Source organism: Janthinobacterium pasteuri, assembly GCF_051380775.1.
Taxonomy (GTDB): domain Bacteria; phylum Pseudomonadota; class Gammaproteobacteria; order Burkholderiales; family Burkholderiaceae_D; genus Janthinobacterium.
On record NZ_JBNYXS010000020.1, the window covers coordinates 39990 to 62067 of the forward strand.

Annotated in this window: 17 protein-coding genes; 7 read left to right on the plus strand and 10 right to left on the minus strand. The window is 61.7% G+C overall.

What is annotated here, in order from left to right; all coding sequences use genetic code 11:
* Nucleotides 1–39: 39 nt before the first annotated feature.
* The 3 genes from def to ACQ4WN_RS19180 all read left to right on the plus strand — a co-directional run bounded on the left by def (nucleotide 40) and on the right by ACQ4WN_RS19180 (nucleotide 2583).
* Nucleotides 40–582, plus strand: coding sequence for a peptide deformylase (def, locus tag ACQ4WN_RS19170; protein WP_436552950.1), 543 nt, complete (start codon nucleotides 40–42; stop codon nucleotides 580–582).
* Nucleotides 583–689: 107 nt separating this feature from the next.
* On the plus strand, nucleotides 690–1646 hold the full coding sequence (fmt, locus tag ACQ4WN_RS19175; RefSeq protein ID WP_436552951.1) for a methionyl-tRNA formyltransferase: 957 nt from the start codon (nucleotides 690–692) through the stop codon (nucleotides 1644–1646).
* Nucleotides 1647–1680: 34 nt separating this feature from the next.
* Entirely contained in the window at nucleotides 1681–2583 is a 903-nt protein-coding gene (locus tag ACQ4WN_RS19180) for a LysR family transcriptional regulator (protein WP_436552952.1), read from the plus strand.
* Here the strand turns inward: ACQ4WN_RS19180 and ACQ4WN_RS19185 are convergent, their stop codons facing one another.
* Complete coding sequence (locus ACQ4WN_RS19185; protein WP_436552953.1) at nucleotides 2584–2991, minus strand: tautomerase family protein; 408 nt, start codon at nucleotides 2989–2991, stop codon at nucleotides 2584–2586.
* Between the two features lie 159 nt (nucleotides 2992–3150).
* Entirely contained in the window at nucleotides 3151–5625 is a 2475-nt protein-coding gene (locus ACQ4WN_RS19190; RefSeq protein ID WP_436552954.1) for an autotransporter outer membrane beta-barrel domain-containing protein, read from the minus strand.
* Nucleotides 5626–6267: 642 nt separating this feature from the next.
* Between ACQ4WN_RS19190 and metH the strand changes: the two genes are divergently transcribed.
* Nucleotides 6268–10062, plus strand: a complete 3795-nt coding sequence (gene metH, locus ACQ4WN_RS19195) for a methionine synthase (protein ID WP_436552955.1) — start codon at nucleotides 6268–6270, stop codon at nucleotides 10060–10062.
* Between the two features lie 250 nt (nucleotides 10063–10312).
* Here metH and ACQ4WN_RS19200 read toward each other — a convergent pair whose 3' ends face one another.
* From ACQ4WN_RS19200 to rsmB, 8 genes are all read right to left on the minus strand, one after another.
* Entirely contained in the window at nucleotides 10313–11593 is a 1281-nt protein-coding gene (locus ACQ4WN_RS19200) for an EAL and HDOD domain-containing protein (RefSeq protein WP_436552956.1), read from the minus strand.
* Nucleotides 11594–11730: 137 nt separating this feature from the next.
* Nucleotides 11731–12510, minus strand: coding sequence for a class II glutamine amidotransferase (locus tag ACQ4WN_RS19205; protein WP_436552957.1), 780 nt, complete (start codon nucleotides 12508–12510; stop codon nucleotides 11731–11733).
* A 77-nt stretch (nucleotides 12511–12587) separates the two neighbouring features.
* Nucleotides 12588–12845 (minus strand): BTH_I0359 family protein, encoded by a 258-nt coding sequence (locus ACQ4WN_RS19210; RefSeq protein ID WP_436552958.1) that lies wholly within the window; start codon nucleotides 12843–12845, stop codon nucleotides 12588–12590.
* Nucleotides 12846–12995: 150 nt separating this feature from the next.
* Complete coding sequence (locus ACQ4WN_RS19215) at nucleotides 12996–13397, minus strand: GTPase (RefSeq protein ID WP_436552959.1); 402 nt, start codon at nucleotides 13395–13397, stop codon at nucleotides 12996–12998.
* Nucleotides 13394–14113: a response regulator gene (locus ACQ4WN_RS19220; RefSeq protein WP_436552960.1), complete on the minus strand. Its 720-nt coding sequence runs from the start codon at nucleotides 14111–14113 to the stop codon at nucleotides 13394–13396. The genes ACQ4WN_RS19215 and ACQ4WN_RS19220 overlap by 4 nt, the downstream gene beginning before the upstream one ends.
* A gap of 98 nt (nucleotides 14114–14211) precedes the next feature.
* Entirely contained in the window at nucleotides 14212–16509 is a 2298-nt protein-coding gene (locus ACQ4WN_RS19225; RefSeq protein ID WP_436552961.1) for a sensor histidine kinase, read from the minus strand.
* Nucleotides 16509–17141, minus strand: a complete 633-nt coding sequence (locus ACQ4WN_RS19230) for a DUF4390 domain-containing protein (protein WP_436552962.1) — start codon at nucleotides 17139–17141, stop codon at nucleotides 16509–16511. Before ACQ4WN_RS19230 ends, ACQ4WN_RS19225 begins: the two co-directional genes overlap by 1 nt.
* Nucleotides 17113–18540 (minus strand): 16S rRNA (cytosine(967)-C(5))-methyltransferase RsmB, encoded by a 1428-nt coding sequence (gene rsmB / locus ACQ4WN_RS19235; RefSeq protein WP_436552963.1) that lies wholly within the window; start codon nucleotides 18538–18540, stop codon nucleotides 17113–17115. The genes ACQ4WN_RS19230 and rsmB overlap by 29 nt, the downstream gene beginning before the upstream one ends.
* 376 nt (nucleotides 18541–18916) lie before the next feature.
* Here rsmB and argS point away from each other — a divergent pair, with 376 nt between their 5' ends.
* From argS to ACQ4WN_RS19250, 3 genes are read left to right on the plus strand one after another with little or no spacing between them, the layout of a single operon-like run.
* Nucleotides 18917–20626: an arginine--tRNA ligase gene (gene argS, locus ACQ4WN_RS19240; RefSeq protein WP_436552964.1), complete on the plus strand. Its 1710-nt coding sequence runs from the start codon at nucleotides 18917–18919 to the stop codon at nucleotides 20624–20626.
* 20 nt (nucleotides 20627–20646) lie between these two features.
* Nucleotides 20647–21369 carry an SPOR domain-containing protein gene (locus ACQ4WN_RS19245; protein ID WP_436552965.1) on the plus strand — a complete coding sequence of 241 codons (723 nt, stop codon included), beginning with the start codon at nucleotides 20647–20649 and terminating at the stop codon, nucleotides 21367–21369.
* A gap of 9 nt (nucleotides 21370–21378) precedes the next feature.
* Nucleotides 21379–22050 carry a thiol:disulfide interchange protein DsbA/DsbL gene (locus ACQ4WN_RS19250; protein WP_436552966.1) on the plus strand — a complete coding sequence of 224 codons (672 nt, stop codon included), beginning with the start codon at nucleotides 21379–21381 and terminating at the stop codon, nucleotides 22048–22050.
* The last annotated feature ends 28 nt before the right edge of the window (nucleotides 22051–22078 follow it).

Genomic DNA, 22078 nt, shown 5'->3' on the forward strand with positions numbered 1-22078 from the left:
TCCGGCGCATCGGCGCCCACCTTAACCAGTCGAATCCGTATGTCCATATTAAATATCCTGCGTTACCCCGATCCTCGCCTGCACACGATCGCCAAGCCCGTCACCGAATTTGGCGAGCCCCTGCAAACCCTGATCGACGACATGGCCGAAACCATGTACGACGCCCCTGGCGTCGGCCTTGCCGCGTCACAAGTGGACGCGCATATCCAGATGATGGTGATCGACACCACCGAAGAGAAAAACCAGCTGCAAGTGTTCATCAACCCGGAAATCACCTGGGCCAGCGAAGAAAAGCAGGTCTACGACGAAGGCTGTTTGTCCGTGCCTGGCGTCTACGATGGCGTCGAGCGCCCGGCCCGCATCAAGGTGCGCTCCCTGGACCGTCACGGCAAGCAGTTCGAGCTGGAAGCCGATGGCTTGCTGGCCGTCTGTATCCAGCATGAGATGGATCATCTGCTGGGCAAGGTATTCGTCGAATACCTGTCGCCGCTCAAGCGCAACCGCATCAAGACCAAGATGGTCAAGGAAATCCGTGGTCTCGAGCGCGAAGCGAGCTTGCGCGCACAGAATCGCCGTTTCTAAGCCAGTATTTCAGTACTGCTGATAGACTAAGCAACAACAGTAGTCGCTACACCACGCCAGCCTGGCGCCTCCGGCGCGGGCCTGCGCACCTCACGTCAAGGAACCATATGAAAGTGATCTTCGCAGGCACGCCTGAATTCGCCGCCACGGCCCTGAAAGACTTGCACGAAGCGGGTTTTGAGATTCCGCTGGTACTGACCCAGCCCGACCGCCCTGCCGGACGCGGCATGCAACTGCATGCCTCGGCCGTCAAACAGTACGCGCAGCAGCATGGCATCGACGTGCTGCAGCCATTGTCCTTGCGCATGGACAGCAAGGACCCGCAGCGCGCCGCCGAGGCAAAGGCAACCCACGAGCGCCTGCTGGCCACCGATTACGACGTGATGGTGGTGGCGGCCTACGGCTTGATCTTGCCGCGTAGCACGCTCGACATCAAACCTTGCATCAATATCCATGGTTCATTGCTGCCGCGCTGGCGCGGTGCGGCGCCGATTCACCGCGCCATCGAGGCCGGTGACGATGAAACGGGCGTGACCATCATGCAAATGGAAGAAGGCCTCGATACGGGCCCCATGCTGGCCATCGAGCGCACGCCCATCGAAGCGGGCGATTCCACCGCCAGCCTGCACGACAAGCTGGCCACGCTGGGCGGCAAGATGATCGTCGAGACCCTGCGCAAGATGCAACAGCAGCCGCTCGAAGCCGTGCCGCAACCGGAAGCGGGCGTCACCTACGCGGCAAAGATCGCCAAGGAAGAAGCCGCGCTCGATTTCAGCCAGCCTGCGCTGGAACTGGGCCTGAAAATCCGCGCCTTCAATCCGTTCCCCGGTGCCTGCGGCCAGGTCGATGGCGTGACCATCAAGATCTGGTCCGCCGAGGTCATTGAAGCGGACAGCAAGGAAGCGCCAGGCCAGGTGCTGGCGGCCGACGCCCAGCACGGCATCGTCGTGGCCTGCGGCAATGGTTCCCTGCGCCTGACGGAGCTGCAAAAACCGGGCGGCAAGCGCCTGCCCGCTTCGGAGTTCATCAAGGGCTTCCCGCTGGAAGGCAAACGTTTCGTTTAATTCACGCCCCAACTAGCCCGGCGGCAAGCGCCCCATGGACCAGCTGACCGCCCTGCGCGCCCTGCGCCGCGTCGTGGAACTTGGCAGTTTCACGGCCGCTGGCGCCGCGCTGGGCATTTCCCACTCCATCGTTTCGCGCCAGATCCGCCAGCTGGAAAGCCAGCTGGGCGCCCAGTTGCTCAATCGCACGACGCGCCGCTTCGCCCTGACGGCTGCGGGCCAGGAATACTATCTGGCCAGCCGCGACATTCTCGACGCGCTCGATGCGGCCGACAGCGCCGTCGCCATGCACCAGGCACAGCCGTCTGGCAGCCTGCGCATCAATGCGCCGATGGCTTTCGGCACCCTGGAACTGGCCGCCTGGCTGCCCGGCTTCAGCCGCCAATACCCGCACATCCGCATCGACCTCGTCTGTAATGACCGCATCGTCGACCTGATCGACGATGGCTTTGACGTGGCGCTGCGACTGGCGCGCGACTTGCCCGATTCCACCCTGGTGGTGCGCCAGCTGGCCAGCAGCCGCACACTGGCCATCGCTTCGCCCGCCTACCTGGCCCGCCATGGCCATCCGGCCACGCCACAAGACCTGACGCAGCACAATTGCTTGATGTACACATCGGGCGACAAGCCGGCGGAGTGGTCGTTCACGGATAGTGACGGCGCCACGCACAAGGTGGCCGTGCGCGGCAGCCTGCAAGCCAATACCAGTGTCGCCCTGCGCGAGGCCGCCGTGGGCGGCATGGGGATTGCCGGCGCGCCCGCCTTCATCGTGCGCGACGCGCTGCACAGCGGCCAGCTGGTCGAGATATTACCCGGCTACACCTTGCGCCGACGCACCTTGTACGCACTATATCCCCACAGCCGCCAGCTGTCGCCGAAGGTCAGGGTCTTCGTCGACTTTGCCGTGCAACACTATCAAGATCACCACTGGGATTGATCACGACTGCTGCAGCACCTTGCGCACGGCGCGAAACTGCTGCGTCAAGCCGCCATAGCCCCAGGCCGCCTGACGCGCATCATGCACGTGGATGTAGCTGACGTCATGCAAGGCGCCGAGACACTCCTGCATGGCGGCGAACACGGCGGCGATATAGGCGGCTTTTTCCGCTGCCGTGTTCGTTTCATCGCTGATCAGGATATCGAGAAAAAAACTGGCCTTGCCCTGGGCTTGCAGCGAGGGCCCGCCGACAAACCAGTGCGCCGCATCGACATGGCTGATCGCCACCGACGTCAATTCGGGCGCCTTGTGCAGCAGCCGCGCCGTCAGGGCGCTCAGGGTGGCGGCGATGGCGGCCGACTGGCGCGCATCGGGCGCGGTGGACAAACGCAGGTTCAGGATGGGCATGGGACGCTCCGCAAGTGGATGAAGACCCATTCTAGGCAGGCGGGATGAAAAATGGCAGCCTCCGCCAGGCACAGGATCTGTGCAGTTTGTGCACCAATGCCTGCGTACATAAAAAAAGGGCTTGCCGCGGCAAGCCCTTTTTGCATCCGCCCCCCGTGCTTAGCGGCGCGCCACTTTCATCAGGCGTGCGCCCAGGGAAGACGACAGGCTGACCTCGAAGCGGCCACCGGCCGGCAAGGCGCTCACGTCAACGCTGGCATTTCCGCCAGTCAAGTCACTGGCGACGACTGTCTTGCGGCCATCTGCGGCTACGTGCAGCACGGCGGCGTATGGTTCCGCCTGGGCATTCCAGGTCAGCACCAGCTTGCCGCCGCTTTGCTTTACCTCAAAGCTGCCATCGTTGGCGGCCTTGCTGCGGCGCACCGGGCGCTCCAGCTTGGCCAAGGCCTTGCCATTTGCCAGCACCTGCACGTCGCTGATTTCTCCCGGGTTGGCGAAGCTGACGCGGAAGTGGCTCATGGCGCTGCCGCCATGGTCAGCCACGGTGACGGCATCAAAGGGCAAGTCGATAGTCGCTCCAGACGCCGTAAGGACCCGCAGGGTGTACGCCTGGCCGCTGCCGCTGGCCGCTGCGCCCACACGCGTGGACGAGGCAACGGCTGGGCGCAAGGCCACGCCGGTCGGCGTGATGCGACCGGAAATGGTCAGATAACCATTCTCGGCCACGGACATGCTGGCGGCCAGCACATTGCTGCCCGTCACCTGCGTGCCGCGTTTTTCCAGGAATTGCTGCACCCGCGCATAGCTGTAATCGGAGAACCAGGCGCCGCTGCAATAGCTCATCACATCCTTCATCGGCGTGCCGCCATAAGCAGCCTTGCTCAGCTGGCCAATGCTGCCCGCATAGTCACTGTTATACAGCGGTTGCGGGCCCAGATCGCCATTCGCATACGGGTAATCGGCAGCGGCGCCGGCCGGGCCGCCGCAGGCAACGTGCTGCAGCGAGTGATTGTGGCCCAGCTCATGCACGAGCGTGGTCAGCCATTCAGGCCATTTATTGCCGAATGGATCGACCGAGGCGATGCTATTGAACCTGGCGTCCAGGCCGATGGCCGAGGTGAAGTCGTTGCCGCTGCTGCGCTGGTTGATGTAGGCCAGGCCGGCGGCGCGCGTGGAAGACATTTTCGGCACGAAACCATAATAATAGGCGCCGCTGTCTTCCTGCACCCGCTTGCCGTCCAGCGTTGCCAGGGCGTTGTTCCACCAGCTGTCGGCTGTGCTGCTGCCAGGCATGCTCAGCGAAGCACGCGTGGTGATGCTGATGTTTTCCGTCGCATATGGATACACGCGCAGCAGCGCGGCACGGATCACCTCGGCGTCAGGCAATTGCGCCACGCCATCATCGGTACTCAAGGGCACGAGTACCAGGCGAATCTTGGCCAGGCTGGCCACCGCCGGTGCCGCTTCCTGGCTTACTTGCACGCCGTCATTGCCCACCGCCGTCACGCGCACGCGCACGCCGGGCAAGATCCAGCCTGCAGGCAGGACGGCACTGAAATTGCCATTGAAACTGTCATCGCTTTTCGTCGTCGGCAAGACCGATGGGCCGCTCATGCTGATGCTGCCCAGGTTGCTGCCATTGGCGGCGGTCGCGTTCAAGGTCACGGCGGGGCTGGCCTGGCCAGCTTGCGATGCCAGCACGGACACGCGTACGGCGGCCGGCTTGCCGTACGTCAGACGCAAGGCAGTATTGCTGGCGTTCAAATTCAGCACTTGCGCAAAATCAATGCTGCCCAGGGTAAAAGCCGACACCGTGCCCGCGTTCACGGCAATGCGCGCAGCGGCCGACAGCATTACATTGCCCGTTGCCGAGCCTGGTGCAGACAATACCAGTTGGCTGGCACTGGCGCTGACGATGGCGGCTGGCGTATTGCCCACCGCAGCCGCGCTGACCTGGTCAAGATTGCTGCCCTGCACCTTCACCGACAAGGTCGCGCCGTTGACGACCGATGTGATCGACGTCACTTCCACGCTGGGCAAGACCTTGTAAGTATCATTGCTGATGACTTCGTTATACCGACCGCGCACCGTCAGCGCTCCCGTAACCGCGCCCTGGGGCACCAGCACGGTCACGCTGCCGGCCGTCTGGCTTTGCGGCGTCGCTGTCTTGTCATTGCCAAACTGCACCGCCGTCACGGCACCCATGCCACTGCCCGCGATCGTCACGCTGGAACCTGCGCCGCCCGTCAATGGCGCGACACTGGCCACGCTCAATGGCAGGTACACATTGACGTTATAACTGCTGGCTGCCGTGCCGCTGGCGCCGACCAGGCTCAAGGCGCCCGATACGGGCACGCCCGGCATGCCCAGGGTCACACTGGTATCGCTGGCGGCGCTGGTGGCCAGCGTCACGCCGCCCACCTGGAAAGCCTTCACGCGGCTCAGATTCGTGCCCGTGACCACCAGAGTGCCCCCCACGGCGACATTCTCCGCCGAGACGGCCGCCACGGCAGGCGTCAGGTTGGGCGCACCCGAGCTGGTCGCCACGACAGTGTCGCCCCCGCCCCCGCCACCGCCGCCGCAGGCGGACAGGCCCAGCACCACAAACAATGCTGCAAGCAGATGGTTTTTCATGGCTGGCGCCCATGTTGGTGTAGCGCGATGCCGGAAAGGACAGGGGGAAAATGTGACATATTGGTGGCTTTTGGTGAGAATTTAATTTCCAAGAACCAATATTATGGGTCAGTTCAATTCCGCAAGACAACTATTGATGCTTTTGATTTAATTGATTTTTACAATAATTAAAATAGCTTTTTGCCAAATTTTATTTTGAGCATTACACCTCTCACTCTGCATCAACTGAAATCAGATTTATTTTCCTTTGCAGCTATTGCCATTCAATTCATAAAAAAATGACTGATCCGTGACAAATAATGTGGAAATTTTTCCACAAGCCAGACAAAGTATTTTCCAGGCAACTTTGGCGGAAAATTTAACGTTTTGAGTAAGATTTTCAGGAGTGTAATTTTTCGAAATGGGAGCGGAGGAAGCCGATGTGTTGCAAGTAGGCCTGCCGTGAGGAGGACGGCCGCTTTTGCTTAAAACCAAAGCAGCCTGATGCCGTATAATTTTAGACCCGGTGAAATCAGGCGATTGCCACCTTCTGCTTGGCCCTACCCGGCCGGCAATCTCCGTCCGCCGATCAGGCTGACCCGCAACCGCCTCGTCACTGTCTTGTCGCCGCGCCGCCGCCCGTTTGCCTATTGAAAGCATGAAATGAACGATACCGTGATCCCCGCCATGTCCCCGACCGAAGCCACCTTGCGCGCCATTCTGGCGCAGCGGATCATGATCCTCGACGGCGCGATGGGCACGATCATCCAGCAATACAAGCTCGACGAAGAGGCATACCGGGGCGGGCCAACTGGCCGCTTCATCGATTTCGCCGCGCCGGCCGATAGTGGCGCGCGTGAACTGTTCGTCAAGGGCAATAACGAGCTGCTGACCCTGACGCAGCCGCACATCATCCAGGAAATCCACGAGCGCTACCTGGCGGCGGGCGCCGACCTGATCGAAACGAATACCTTCGGCGCCACGACGATCGCGCAAGATGATTACCACATGGCCCATCTGGCCTATGAAATGAACGTCCAGGCGGCCAGGCTGGCGCGTGCCGCCTGCGACAAGTATTCCACCCCGGACAAGCCGCGCTTCGTCGCCGGCGCCCTGGGCCCCACGCCGAAGACGGCATCGATCTCGCCCGACGTCAACGACCCGGCCGCGCGCAACGTCAGTTTCGACCAGCTGGTGGCGGCCTATCTGCAGCAGACGCAGGGTCTGGTGGAAGGCGGGGCCGACGTGCTGCTGGTGGAAACCATTTTCGACACCTTGAACTGCAAGGCGGCCCTGTTCGCCATCGACTTGTTCTACGAGCAGAATCCGACCGTCGTGCGTCTGCCGCTGATGATTTCCGGCACCGTCACGGATGCGTCGGGACGCATCCTGTCGGGCCAGACCGTGCCCGCCTTCTGGAATTCCGTGCGCCACGCGAAACCGCTGACCATCGGCCTGAACTGCGCGCTGGGCGCCGCCCTGATGCGCCCGTACGCGGAAGAGCTGGCCAAGATCGCCGACACCTTCGTGTGCATCTACCCGAACGCGGGCTTGCCCAATCCCATGAGCGACACGGGCTTTGACGAGTTGCCAGCCGACACGTCCGCCCTGCTGCGCGAATTCGCCGACGCGGGCTTTTTGAACATGGCGGGCGGCTGCTGCGGCACCACGCCCGAGCACATCGCCGCCATCGGAGAGCTGCTGTCGAAAAACACGCCGCGCACCGTGCCTGCACCGTCGCATGACTTGCGCCTGGCCGGCCTCGAACCGTTCGTCGTCAACGAAGAATCGCTGTTCGTCAACGTGGGCGAGCGCACCAACGTCACGGGCTCGAAGGCGTTCGCGCGCATGATTCTTAACGAGCAATACGACGAAGCCCTGTCCGTGGCACGCCAGCAAGTGGAAAATGGCGCGCAAGTGATCGACATCAACATGGACGAGGCCATGCTCGATTCGCTGGCCGCCATGACGCGCTTTTTGAACCTGATCGCCTCGGAACCCGATATTTCGCGCGTGCCCATCATGGTCGACTCATCGAAATGGTCGGTCATCGAAGCGGGCCTGAAATGCGTGCAGGGCAAGGCCATTGTCAACTCGATTTCCATGAAGGAAGGCGAGGAAGAATTCCTGCGCCAGGCCAAGCTGTGCCGCCGCTATGGCGCGGCCGTGATCGTCATGGCTTTCGATGAAAAAGGCCAGGCCGACACCTTCGAGCGCAAGATCGAGATTTGCGCGCGCGCCTACCATTTATTGATCGATGCGCTGGACTTCCCGCCGGAAGACATCATTTTCGACCCGAACATCTTTGCCGTCGCCACCGGCATCGAAGAGCACAATAATTACGCCGTCGACTTCATCAACGCCACGCGCTGGATCAAGGAAAACTTGCCGTATGCGAAGATCTCGGGCGGCGTATCGAACGTCTCGTTCAGTTTCCGTGGCAACGATCCGGCCCGCGAAGCCATCCATACCGTGTTCCTGTACCACGCCATCAAGGCCGGCATGACCATGGGTATCGTCAACGCCGGCATGGTGGGCGTGTACGACAATCTGGACCCGGAATTGCGCGAGCGCGTGGAAGACGTGGTGCTGAACCGCCGCGAAGACTCGACCGAGCGCATGATCGAATTTGCCGGCACCCTGAAGGCGGGCGGCAAGGCCGAAGCGCAAACCCTGGCCTGGCGCGAAGGCACGGTGCAGGCGCGTCTGTCGCACGCGCTGGTGCATGGCATCACGCAATTCATCGTCGAAGACACGGAAGAGGCGCGCCAGGAGCTATTGCACAATGGCGGCCGTCCCATCCACGTGATCGAGGGGCCGCTCATGGCCGGCATGGACGTGGTCGGCGATCTGTTTGGCCAGGGCAAGATGTTCCTGCCGCAAGTGGTGAAATCGGCGCGCGTGATGAAGCAAGCCGTGGCCCATTTGATTCCGTACATCGAGGAAGAAAAGCTGCTGGAAGAAAAGCGCACGGGTATTGTCGCCAAGCCGAAGGGCAAGATCATCATGGCCACCGTCAAGGGCGACGTGCATGACATTGGCAAGAACATCGTCACCGTCGTTCTGCAATGCAACAACTTCGAAGTGGTGAACATGGGCGTGATGGTGCCGTGCTCGGAAATCCTCGCGCGCGCCAAGGTGGAAAATGCCGACATCATCGGCCTGTCGGGCCTTATCACGCCGTCGCTGGAAGAAATGGCGTATGTCGCCAAGGAAATGCAGCGCGATGAACATTTCCGCATGCTGAAAATCCCCCTCCTGATCGGCGGCGCCACCACCAGCCGCGCCCACACGGCGGTGAAAATCGCGCACAACTACGACGGCCCCGTGATCTACGTGCCGGACGCCTCGCGTTCCGTTTCGGTGGCGCAATCCTTGCTGACGCCGGAACAGCGCGACAAGTACGTGGAAGACATCGAACTCGACTACGCGCGCATCCGCGAGCAGCATGCCAACAAGAAGGCGCTGCCCATCCTGCCTCTGGCGCAAGCGCGCGCCAACAGGATGATCGTGCCCTTCGATGGCCCGTGCACCCCCGTGAAACCGAAGTTCATCGGCCGCCGCGTGTTCAAGAATGTCGACCTGGCCGCCCTGGCCAACTATATCGACTGGGGCCCGTTCTTCCAGACCTGGGACCTGGCCGGCCCCTTCCCCGCCATCTTGACCGATGAAGTGGTGGGTGACGCGGCCACCAAGGTATACGCGGAAGGCCAGGCCTTGCTGAAAAAACTCATCGACGGGCGCTGGCTGACGGCCAATGGCGTCGTATCCTTGCTGCCGGCAAACAGCATCAATGACGACGATATCGAGGTGTACACGGACGATACGCGCAGTACGGTGGCGTTCACCTATTACGGCATGCGCCAGCAGGGCGTCAAACCCGTGGTCGACGGCGTGCAGCGGCCGAACCAGTGCCTGGCCGACTTTATTGCGCCGAAGGCATCGGGTGTGAAGGATTACATCGGCATGTTCGCCGTCACTTCCGGCCTGGGCATCGAGAAATACGAAAAGCGCTTCGAAGATGCGCACGACGATTACTCGTCCATCATGTTAAAATCCCTGGCCGACCGCCTGGCCGAAGCGTTTGCCGAATACCTGCATGAGCGCGTGCGCAAGGATTTATGGGGCTATGTGCCGGACGAGCACTTGAGCAACGACGACATGATCGGCGAAAAATATGTCGGCATCCGCCCCGCGCCCGGCTACCCCGCCTGCCCCGAGCATACCGTCAAGAAAGAGATGTTCGAGGTCATGCAGGCCGAGGAAATCGGCATGCAACTGACGGAATCGTATGCCATGTTCCCCGGCGCAGCCGTCTCCGGCTTCTATTTTGCCCACCCGGAGTCGAAATACTTCGTTGTCGGCAAGATCGGCATGGACCAGGTGGAAGACATGGCCAAGCGCCGTGGCGCCAACATCGAGGACGTGGAACGCTGGCTGGCGCCCAATCTGTCATGATCAGCACAAGGTAGGCACAGGGCGCGCGGAACTTATCGCGCGCCGCAACCCACTAACCGAACAGCGCATCGTCATGTGGAACGCGTTGCTCGTCGGTACCGCCGTCGTCGTGCTGACCCTGTGGAGATTGCGTACCGACCGCGAGCTGCACAAGCACTGGCCCGGCGCCGCAGCATAGCGCAGCTACTGGCGTTAAAAAGCCCCGCCGGGCAATGCCGGGCGGGGCTCTTGATATGGTTAGCTATGCCAATTACAGGGCATAACGCACTACGTTATCGCTCCATTCATAGGCCGCCATTTCCAGCTCCACCAGGTCGTCCGGCGACATGGCCAGGTCGCGCAAGGTCGGCACGATCTCGCCTTCCATGTCTTCAATGCGCTCGATGCATTCGGCCAGGCGCAGCAGGTCGCCGTAGAAACCTTCGCGCGACAGCAGCGCTTCGGCCACTTCATCGATCACTTCGATCTGGCTGAGGATTACCGACATCGGCACCCCGAACAGGGTATCCATCAGGGACATGATGCCGACCGTAAACGCGATATCGGCCGAGTGGGCGTGGTTCGGACGCAGTTTATGCGCGAGCAATTCGAGCAAACGACCGCGCGTGGTGGCCAGCATCAGCAGCGGAGTCATGCTATGGCCGCGCTTGCTTGGCTCCGCGTACAGCATGATTTGCAGCCAGCGCTGCAATTGGCGGCGGCCCAGCACGGTCACCGCCTGGCTCAGCGAATCGATGCGCTGACGCGCGCCCACGGCGGGCGTATTGACCAGACGCAGCAGGTTCAGGGCCAGCGACACGTCGCGCTTGATGGCGCGCTCGATATCCATGTTGTCGGCGTCGGACGTGACCAGGGTCATCAGTTCCATGACGGCCAGTTGCGACGGCGACAGTTTTTTGCCCGTCATGATGGCGGGCTTGGCAAAATAATAACCCTGGAAATAATCGAAGCCCAGGTCCAGACCAGACTTGAATTCTTCGCGCGTCTCGACCTTCTCCGCCACCAGTTTCTTCTGCTCCTGCTTGAAACGGGGGGCCAGCGCTGCCAGCACCTTCGGGTCGACCGTGCTCATATCCATTTTTACATATTGCACAAGAGGCAACAGCTGCTGCACTTGCGACGTATCGGCCACCACGTTTTCCAGCGCGAAGGTGAAACCATGGCTCGCCAGTTCGCTGATGCGCGTGCGCACTTCCGGCGTAACGGGCATCGATTCTACGATTTCCAGCACGACTTTTTCACGCGGCAGGAAAACAAAGATGTCGCTCATGATCACGTCGGCATCGACGTTGACGAAACCGAGTCCGTCGCCGATGACCTTTTCCATGCCCAGCTGGGAAGCGTGGGCGATCACGGATGCCGTGGCGGACAGGTCGCTGGTGATGTTGGCGGGACCGACCGGGGCGTTGCGGAATAGCAACTCATAGCCAAACAGGGCTTGATTGCGGTCAAGGATAGGTTGTCGCCCCAGATAGAACTCGCGCACACGCAAGGGTTTCGGGGTGATGTCGTTGCTGGAAATATCGATCATTAAGTCTTCATCAATCAGGTCGAGTGACACCGGCCGCGCCGCGCCCGCATCAAGGTTCACTATTGACAATACTTTAGCTGAATTTCACCCGCGCTGTGGGTATTTTGGCAGCAATCAAGCGTATTGTCGTCAACAAATTAGGCCGCTCGCGTGTCTTGCACCATCCCGTCGACAAATAATTTCAATTCGCCCGGCGCAAACGCCGTCCATTGCTCATTCGTCGTCAGCGGCTGGGTAACGATCACTGCCACGCGGTCCTGGGGCGTCGTTACCTGGGAAAAGTCCACGCTCAGGTCTTCATCGGAGAGTTTAGCAGTTGGAAACGGATGTTGTCGCACCAGATAGTGCAAGCTGGTCGAGCAATGGGCAAACAGCGCCTCGCCGCTCGACAGCATCATGTTGAAGGTACCGTGGGCCGCGATGCTGGGCAACAACTGCGCCAGGGCGGCATGCAGTTGCGGCAACGCCGGCGGTGCGTCGCCAAAGCGCGCATGCAGCTCCTGCAGCAGATAGCAGAAGGCCAGCTCGCTGTCCGTGCAGCCGACGGGGCGGTAACTGCCCGTCAGCACGGGATGGAATTGCTTCAAGTCGCCATTGTGGGCGAACACCCAGTAGCGGCCCCACAGTTCGCGCACGAAGGGGTGGCAGTTTTCCAGCGCCACCTGGCCTTGCGTGGCCTTGCGGATATGCGCAATGACATTGCGGGATTTGATCGGATAGCGTTTGATCAGTTCGGCCACCGGCGAGGCAATGGCCGCCTGGTGATCGACGAAATGGCGCACGCCGGCGCCCTCGAAAAAAGCGATGCCCCAGCCGTCATGGTGGGTATCGGTCTGGCCGCCGCGCATGGCGAAGCCGGTAAAACTAAAGACAATGTCCGTGGGGACATTGCAATTCATTCCGAGAAGTTGGCACATGGTCTGTTTGCAGCAGGGTAACACAGCCACCATACCATGCCGTCAGACGGATTGGTATGGTGGCGATAGCCATCCAGTCAGTGCAACAGCACGGGCTGGCTCATGAGGGAATCATAGCTGCCCAAAAATTCATCGATCTCTTCCATGCTGGGTTCGCTGGCGATCAATTCCGTGACGTCGCGGCGGAAGTTTTGCGCAAGGATGCCGGCGATGAAGGTTTCACGCTTGCCGCCCTTGTCGACGATTTCATAACCACCAAAGCGCAGGGCTTCGAGGTCGATGTCGGCGCCGAATTCCACGACGCTGTATTGTTCGCTGTTATAGATCAAGTTCATTTTGCATCCTTCGCTCAGGCAGGAGAAGCTCCTGCGGTTTCAGAACAGAGGTGGGGCTATACGGCGCCATTTCAAGCGCCATGCCACCCGGCGGGCTGCAGAGTTGTAACGAGATGCAAAGGCAACTGCGGTAATTCCATCAGGAGATCGTCAGGCAACTACTATGTCAGCTTGCAGCGCCAGCAGGGCATCGTAGGGACTGGCAGTGAGCCAGGTGCGCAACTGTTCGATGTGCGTGGCGTCGGCCAGGCTGATGAACAAGCGCGCGGGAGGATGGCGCAGCAGACGATTCAATGTTACACGCAATACGAGATTGCCGCTGCAGCACAGGCAACCAGGCGCAATGCGCAAAAGTTGCAGTGGAAACGATGGAGAAGGAGAAATTTGTTCGGCCAGGTCGGCCAGAATGGCGCCGCCATCAGCCAGTCCTTCGAGGATCACGGCGGCCGGCTGGTCCGGCGCCAAGGCTTGCGCGATGGCTGCCTCGCGCTCGGCGGCGCGTCCACCGCTGACCAGGGTCAGCGGCGTCGGACGCCGCACGGCTGTCGTCACAGGCTTTTCTTGGCCAGCTTGCCCGGTTCGACGCCCAGCTGTTTCAGCTTGCGGTACAAATGGGTGCGTTCCAGGCCCGTTTTTTCCGCCACGCGGGTCATGCTGCCTCCTTCGCGGCCCAGATGGTGTTCAAAGTACATGCGCTCGAACGCGTCGCGCGCCTCGCGCAGCGGCAAGTCGAACGACAGGTTGTAGCCATGGCCTTCGGCCACCGCCGGTACGGGGATGCCTGGGCGCACCATCAGTTGTTGCGGCGCGCTGCCGCCAAAGTTGGGCACAGGATGGCTGCTTTCCTCGGCCACCACGGGTGCCACGGGACGCGGCGCCACGCTCGGCGCGCGCACGGTTTCCTGTGCCCGCGTCAAGCCTTGCTGGACCGCTTTCAGCAGTTTTTGCAGGGCAATCGGTTTTTCCAGGAAGTTCATGGCACCGATGCGCGTCGCCTCGACCGCCGTATCGATGGTGGCGTGGCCCGACATCATGATCACCGGCATGGTCAGCAAGCCGTCGCGCTGCCATTCCTTGAGCAGGGTCACGCCATCGGTGTCGGGCATCCAGATATCGAGCAGTACCAGATCCGGCGCACCGGCGGCACGCGCTTCACGCGCCTGCTGCGCATTTTCGGCCAGCTGGATAGCATGTCCTTCGTCGCCCAATATTTCCGAGAGCAACTCACGGATACCCATTTCATCATCCACTACGAGTATGTTTGCCATTCGTGTCTTGCCTTCCTCATTTCGCCGGCCCTCGTGCACAAGATGCACACGGCGGACAGCTATGATTTTATTAGTGTTTTAAATACTAAACCAGACCCTCACGCCAGGAATTCTTGGGCAGGAGTGTCGGGAGCTAACTTTAACAGCAAAATGACCACCGAAGCGCCATTGCCGTCGACCCGGTTCTCGATATCGATGCGTCCGCCATGTTCATCGATAATTTTCTTTACCATCGCCAGGCCCAATCCCGTGCCGCGCGCCTTCGACGTCACATAGGGCTCGAAGGCGCGCGCCAGGATTTTTGGCGCGAAACCAGGGCCATTGTCGGTGATGGCCAGCCGCACGGCGATATTCACGCCACCGTCCGCACTGCGATAATGAATTGCTTCCGTCCTTACGTCAATCCGCGGATGCGGCGAGTCCGGCGGCAGGTCGGCCATGGCGTCCTGTGCGTTCTGCAACAAGTTATGAATCACCTGCCGCAACTGGGTCGGATCGCCCATCACCATCGGCAGATTCGGCGCCAGTTGCGGGTGGATGATGTCGCCATCATCGCCGCGCAGGTACAGGTTCAGGATTTCCTCAATCAGTTCATTCAGGCGCAACGGCGTGAGCACGGCCGGCGGCGTGCGCGCATAGTCGCGGAAGTCATCGACCATGCGCTTCATCGCATCGACCTGCTTGACGATGGTGGTGGTGGCGCGGTTGAGCAGGTCGGCATCCGGCTGCTCCAGCTTGCCTTCAAGCTTCATCTGCAGTCGCTCGGCCGACAGCTGGATGGGCGTGAGCGGATTCTTGATTTCATGCGCCAGGCGGCGCGCCACCTCGCCCCAGGCGATCGAGCGCTGCGCAGAAATGACGTCGGAAATATCATCGAAGACGACGATGTAGCCGCTGCCGGACTCCAGCGGCAGGCGCGAACCGCGCGCCAGCAGGGTGATATCATGCTCGTCGGCACTACTGCCCAAGCGGCGCGGAATCTCGATCTGGCGCTGCCAGTGCAGCCGCTGCTGGTTGCGGCCCGACGCCGATTGCGCACTTTGCGCCGTGAAGGCACTGATGATGGCCGAGCCAAACTCTTCCATTCCAGCAATATGCACCAGCGGCTGGCCCACCATGCTCATGCCCGCATGCTGCAAGATGCGCTCGACCGATTCATTGCACGTCACCAGCTTGAAATCGCCGTCGAGCACCATCACGCCGGCCGACATATTCGCCAGCACGGATTCCAGGTGGGCCTTGGCGTTTTGCAGCGCGGCGCGGTTGCTTTCCACGGCCGTGCGCGCATCGAGCAGCTGGCGCGTCATGATGTTGAACGACTGCGTCAGGGTACCCAGTTCATCCTTGGTGGCGACAATGGGACGCGGCGACAGGTCGCCCTCGGCCACGGCGCGCGTGCCTTCGGCCAGCAGCAACAACGGCTGGGCCAGGTTCCCTGCGATCAGGAAAGCGCTGCCGATGGCGCCAAAAATGGCCAGCAGCAAGGTCAGGGTGAGGATTTCCATGTACATCTTGCGCAAGCCCACGCGCGCGACGAAACGTTCCTTGTATTCACTGTAAGCGGCGCGCAGCACCTCGCCATTCGTCGCCAGCTTGGGCGGCACCGCTTGCAACAGTTGCAGGTAGCGGGGCGACACGGAGGGACCCGGCACAGCCACCAGCACCCGCAGGCGCAGGCTGGCCGCCGTTTCCAGCGATGCCGGCGTGCCCGCGCGGAAACCGCCGCCACCGGACTCCGTGCCATCGTCGTGCAATTCCAGGCCCCCTTCGGCGGAGGCATAGCCGGCCGGCAAAGCGGCTTGCACCAGCATGGCCGGCGTGGGCAAGTCAGCCGCGCTGTGCGGCCCGGCGCTGGCCAGCAGCACGCCGTCGCCGCTGACGATCATGACATTTTGCATGCCCTCTTCGCGCAGCAGGCTGGTCAGCACGGCCGGACCGGCCACCGGGTCGGCGCCCAGTTCCTCGACCGCCTTGTGGCCCCGGTGGTCGAGCTCGACCAGGGCCGCATCGAGGCCGGCACGGCCCAGCTCAATCCCCGATTCCAGCGCCGCTTCAATCTTGACGTTGAACCAGGATTCGATGGAGTGGGAAACGAATTGCACGGAGACAAGGAAAATCACCAGGCCCGGCAGGATGCCGACGGCAGCGAACAGCATCACCAGGCGCGTCATCAGCTTGGAGCCGAACTTGCCGCTCTTGTAGCGCGCGTACAGGCGCGCCAGGGAAATGCCCACCAGCGCCAGCAGGGACACTGCCACGGCGGCGTTCAGGCCCAGCAGCCAGGTGTAATAGCGGTCGAAGAAGCCGGAATTGTCGGAAGCCGACGCCAGCAGGAACAGCAGGATACTGACAATGCCGCCGCCCACCACCAGCAGATAGCGCAATGCTTGACTCACTACTCCGCCGTGTACAAGAAGGTTTTTTTATTCGAAGCCAGGCGCCAGTCGCTGTTATTGAAGGCATTGACCTGTATCGGCTTGGGCAGGTAATCGCGGTCCATGCCCATGCGCAAGGTGACGTTATACGTCTGCCCCACTTTCAGCTCGCCGCGCCGCGCCACCAGCCAGCGGCTGGGACGGCGGATCAGGAACAGCGCGTCATCGAGGGTGGGGAAGCTTTGCTGCAAGGCACCGCCCGACACGTGGTACTGGCGCGTGAGCACGTTGTAGGACAGCTTGCTGGTCTGGCGCGCCACGATGGCTTTTTCATCGAACCAGTACCAGCGGGGCCGGCTCAGTTCGATTTCCGTCGTGAAATACAGCGGCACGCCATGCTGTACCGCATCATCGAGGTCGTGATTGAGCTCGAAGGAATACGTGGCGGCCAGCTTGTAGCCCTCTTCGCCCGACTCGATGTAGGCACGGGTGATCTCGACCATATCGGCGGCATGCGCGCGTGGCATGGTACATGCCAGCATCAGCAGCAGGGCCAGGAGTCGGAAGAGTCGTGTTGTCACAAGTGTGCCGGTGGTGTCCGTAGGAAAAGGTTCGACGAATCGCTCAAGCCGCATTTTTTTGGAATAGCGCATAGAACAAGCCGTCATGGTCCTGCTCCGCGCTGCCAGTCGGCAACAGCTGGCCAGGCGCTGTCAATCGGGTCGCATTATTGCGCACCGCAAATGCCGCCGCCTGGGCCTCGGACTCTTGCGGCCACAATGAACATGTCACGAACAGCAATTTACCATCGGGGCGCAGCATCTGCCACAGGTTGTCCAGAATTTTGGAGGAAAGTGTTGCAAGTTGGAACGCATCGCCCTTGCGGCGCAACCAGCGAATGTCGGGATGGCGACGCACGATGCCCGAGGCCGTGCACGGCACGTCGGCCAGGATGCGGTCGTACTGCTGGCCGTCCCACCACGCGCTCGATTGCGCATCCTGCGCCTTCAAGGTGGCGTCCAGGCCCAGGCGCTCGAGGTTTTCAGCGATGCGCGGCAGGCGCTTGGCATCCGCATCGATGGCGGTGACCTGCACGTCGGCCAGTTCCAGGATGTGGCAGGTCTTGCCGCCGGGCGCCGCGCAGGCGTCCAGCACGCGCATGCCATCTTGCAAGTCCAGCAGCGGTGCGGCCAGTTGTGCGCCGGCATCCTGCACGGAGACGACGCCTTGCTCGAAGCCGGGAATCAGCGCCACGCCGATGGGCTTGTCCAGCCGCACGGCAAATGGTCCCACCTGGCGCGCGGCAATGCCCGCCTCTGCCAGCACGGCCAGATACGCCTCAACCGTGCTCTTGCGGCGATTCACGCGCAGGGTCAGTGGCGGCACGGCATTGCCGGCCGTCAGAATGGCTTGCCAGTCGCGCGGATAGGCCAGGCGCAGCGAATCGATCCACCACTGCGGATAATTCCATTGCGCCAAAGGTTGCTGCAGGGCCGCTTCCAGCAAGGACTTGCGCTCGCGCAAGAAACGGCGCAAAACGGCATTCACCATGCCCTTGGCATGCGCCAGGTCAGGATGCGAGGTGGCCACCGTGACAGCCTGGTCGACCACCGTGAATTCTTCGTACGGCTGCTCGCCCGGCTCGGCCGACATCAGGGACAACGCGCAGCACAGCAGGGCAGCGAGCATCGGCGGCTCGGGCGCCTTTGATGTCATCAGGCCAACCAGGGTTTCGCTGCGGCCCAGCTGACGCATGGTGCGGTAGGAAATATCCTGGATGGCGCCGCGCGCCTGCGGACTGGCGTTCGATTGCGCAAACACCTTGGCCAGCGCCTGCGGCAGGGCCGTGCCCGTGCGCACTTGCGCCACGGCATTGGCGGCACCCAGCAGGCAAAATGCCAGCGAGTCGGCGCGCAAATCGGGTTGGAAGCCTGGCTGCAAGACCTGTTTCAGGTCGGGATGGTAGCTGGGACGCAATTTCGGTGCGGCAGGGGCAGGAGCCTGGCCTGGCGCCGGCTTGGTTTTCAATTTCAGCGTGGGGCGCTTGTTCATAATTATCCGGTGTGGCTGCGCGCGGCTGGCGGCATGAAGGCAAATACGCGGCCGCGCGTCATCAATAAAGGGTCGATTGTAGCGTTTGTGGCGCCCTCTGGCCCAAGCGATTGCAGCGATATGGGCAATTTGCGGCAAAAAACTGCATATATACAAGCAGAATGCGCCATGCTGATGTTTTCATGCACCAACATTGGCATGTTGTCCTGATAATATCGTGAAATACGCCGGCACGGGGGCCTTGCCGGCAAGCGTATTGTTCCCGCCGGCAAACCAGTATAATTAACGCAGTCTGGGCGGCTTGGGTACTTGCCGTCCGTTTTGCTTTTTGATTCATTCTATTCATTCTTAACGCGGTTCCACCGCCATCCTGCTCATGCTCGCCCAACAGAAACAAGAAATCATCGCCCTGTTCCAGGCCGCCCTCGCTCCCGTCCTGGCCGGCACTTCGCTTGAGCCATCCGTGGTGCTCGAGCGACCACGCGATGCATCGCATGGCGACGTCGCCTGCAACATCGCCATGCAACTGGCCAAGCAGCTGAAACAGAATCCCCGCGAACTGGCGCAAACCATCGTCACGGCCGTGCTGGCCAACCCGGCTGGCCAGGGCTTGATCGAGGCAGTGGAAATCGCCGGTCCCGGCTTCATCAACGTGCGCGTCTCTGCCGCTGCCAAGCAGGCCGTGGTGAAGACCATCCTGTGTGAAGGCGACAGCTATGGCCGCAGCACGGCAGGTGCCGGCAAGCAAGTCATCCTGGAATTCGTCTCGGCCAACCCGACCGGCCCTCTGCACGTGGGCCACGGCCGCCAGGCAGCCCTGGGCGACGCCCTGTCGTCGCTGTTCGACGCGCAAGGCTACAAGGTCACGCGCGAGTTTTACTATAACGACGCGGGCGTGCAGATCCAGACGCTGGCCAATTCCGTTCAGGCGCGCGCGCGCGGCTTCGTGCCGGGCGACGCCGAATGGCCAGAGTCCGCCTACAACGGCGACTACATCGCCGATATCGCCAACGACTTCAAGGCCGGCAAGACCGTCTCGGCCAGCGATGGCCAGCCTGCCACGGCCAACGGCAACGTGGAAGACATCGATTCGATCCGCCCGTTCGCCGTCACCTACCTGCGCAACGAACAGGATATCGACTTGCAGGCGTTTGGCGTGAAGTTCGACAATTACTACCTCGAGTCCTCGCTGTACGCGGACGGCAAGGTCAATAGCGCGGTCGAAACCTTGATCAAGGCAGGCCACACCTATGAGCAGGATGGCGCGCTGTGGCTGCGCACCACCGACTTCAGCGACGACAAGGATCGCGTCATGCGCAAGACGGATGGCACCTACACGTATTTCGTGCCGGATGTGGCGTATCACTTGGTGAAATGGCAGCGCGGCTTCGTGCAAGCCATCAATATCCAGGGCAGCGACCACCACGGCACCATTGCGCGCGTGCGCGCCGGCCTGCAAGCCGTCGACATGGGCATCCCGCAAGGCTACCCTGACTACGTGCTGCACAAGATGGTCACCGTCATGAAGGACGGCGAAGAAGTGAAAATCTCGAAGCGCGCCGGCTCCTACGTGACCGTGCGCGACCTGATCGAATGGTCGGGCGGCGGTGACATCGCCAAGGGCCGCGACGCCGTGCGCTTCTTCCTGATCTCGCGCAAGGCCGACACGGAATTCGTCTTCGACGTCGACGTGGCGCTGAAAACCACCGATGAAAACCCGGTGTACTACGTGCAGTACGCGCATGCGCGCATCTGCCGCATCCTGGAAAACTGGGGTGGTGATGCAAGCACGGTCGCCGGCGTTGACCTGTCTCCCCTGACGGCGCCGACCGAAGCGACCCTGCTGGCAACCCTGGCCGCCTACCCGAAAATGCTGGCGCGCGCGCAAGCGGAGCTGGGGCCGCATCAAGTTGCCTTCTACCTGCGCGACCTGGCCGCCAATCTGCACAGCTTCTACTTCGCTGAAAAAGTGCTGGTCGAGGATGAAGCCATCAAGATGGCGCGCCTGGCTCTCGTCATCGCCGCGCGCCAGGTACTGCGCAACGGTCTGGCACTGATCGGCGTGTCCGCGCCAAACAAAATGTAATCGCGAAGGTCAAACCGTCAATGAGTCACGCTTCCCCCAACGCTTCCCGCCGCTCTTCGACCCGGCGCCAGCAAGGCAATACCCTGGTCGGCATCATCATCGGCCTGGTCATCGGCCTGGGCATCGCCGTGGTGGTCGCCCTGGTGATCACTAAGGGTGCCTCGCCCTTCACTGACAAGTCGGGCAAGGCCGGCAAATCGGCCGAACCGACGGCCGGCCAGATCGCCGACCCGAACAAGCCGATGTACGGCAACAAGGAAGCGGCCAAGGAAGCGGCGCGCGACTTCTCCAAGGAGCCACGCGAGATCGTCACGCCGACGCAGCCAGCTGCGCCGGCACCCGCGCCCAACACCGCACAGCAGCCGAAGGCACCGCCGCCGGATGCGCTGCAGGAATTGATCGGCACCCTGAAGGACAAGCCGGCGCCGAAAACGCCGGCGGCCGCGCCGGCAGCGCAAGCCAAGGCTGACGTGAAAGCCGATAGCAGGGCCGATGCAGCCAGCGAAAAATGGATTTACTATCTGCAGGCTGGCGCCTTCCATGACATGTCGGACGCCGAAAGCACGCGCGGCAAACTGGCGCTGCTGGGCTTCGAAGCGGCCATCAGCGACCGCAGCACCGATGCCGGCGTGCTGCACCGCGTGCGCATCGGACCGTTCAACCAGCTCGAAGCGATGAACCGCGCGCGCACCAAGCTGTCTGAAAATGGCATCGATGTCGCCGTCGTGCGCAACCAAAAATAAGGAACCAGCATGCGCTTTCTGAAGAAGATCCTGTTCGCCGCCGCCCTGTGCACTGCCGCCATGGGCGCGTCGGCCTCGCCGGCCGAGCCGAAGAACGGCGTCGAATACGAAACCCTGACCACGCCGCAGGCGACGGAATCGGGCAAGAAAATCGAAGTGACGGAATTCTTCGCCTATTACTGCCCGCATTGCAACGTACTCGAACCGCAACTGGCAGCCTGGGTCAAGAAGCAGGGCGACAATATCGTCTTCAAGCGCGTGCACGTGTCGCGCGATGACAGCGTCGCGCCGCAACAGCGTTTGTTCTTCACCCTGCAAGCGATGGGCCTGCTCGACAAGCTGCACACCAGCGTCTTCCAGGCCATGCACGTGGAGCGCAACCGCCTGGCTACCGACGATGCCGTATTCGACTTCGTCGCCAAGCAGGGCGTGGACCGCCAGAAATTCATCGACACCTACCGTTCGATGGGTATCTCGGCCCGCGTGCGCCGTGCGGACGCCATGATGCAAGGCTATAACGTGACGTTCTGGCCCATGATCGCCATCGATGGCCGCTACATCACGTCGCCTTCGCAGGCCGATCAGGGCAGCAAGTCGGCCAAGAACGAAGAGCAGCTGAACGCCCAGGCACTGACCGTGATGGACGTGCTGGTCGCGAAAGCCAAAGCGGAAAAGAAATAAACATGGCCACTTCCCTGGTGCGCCCGGG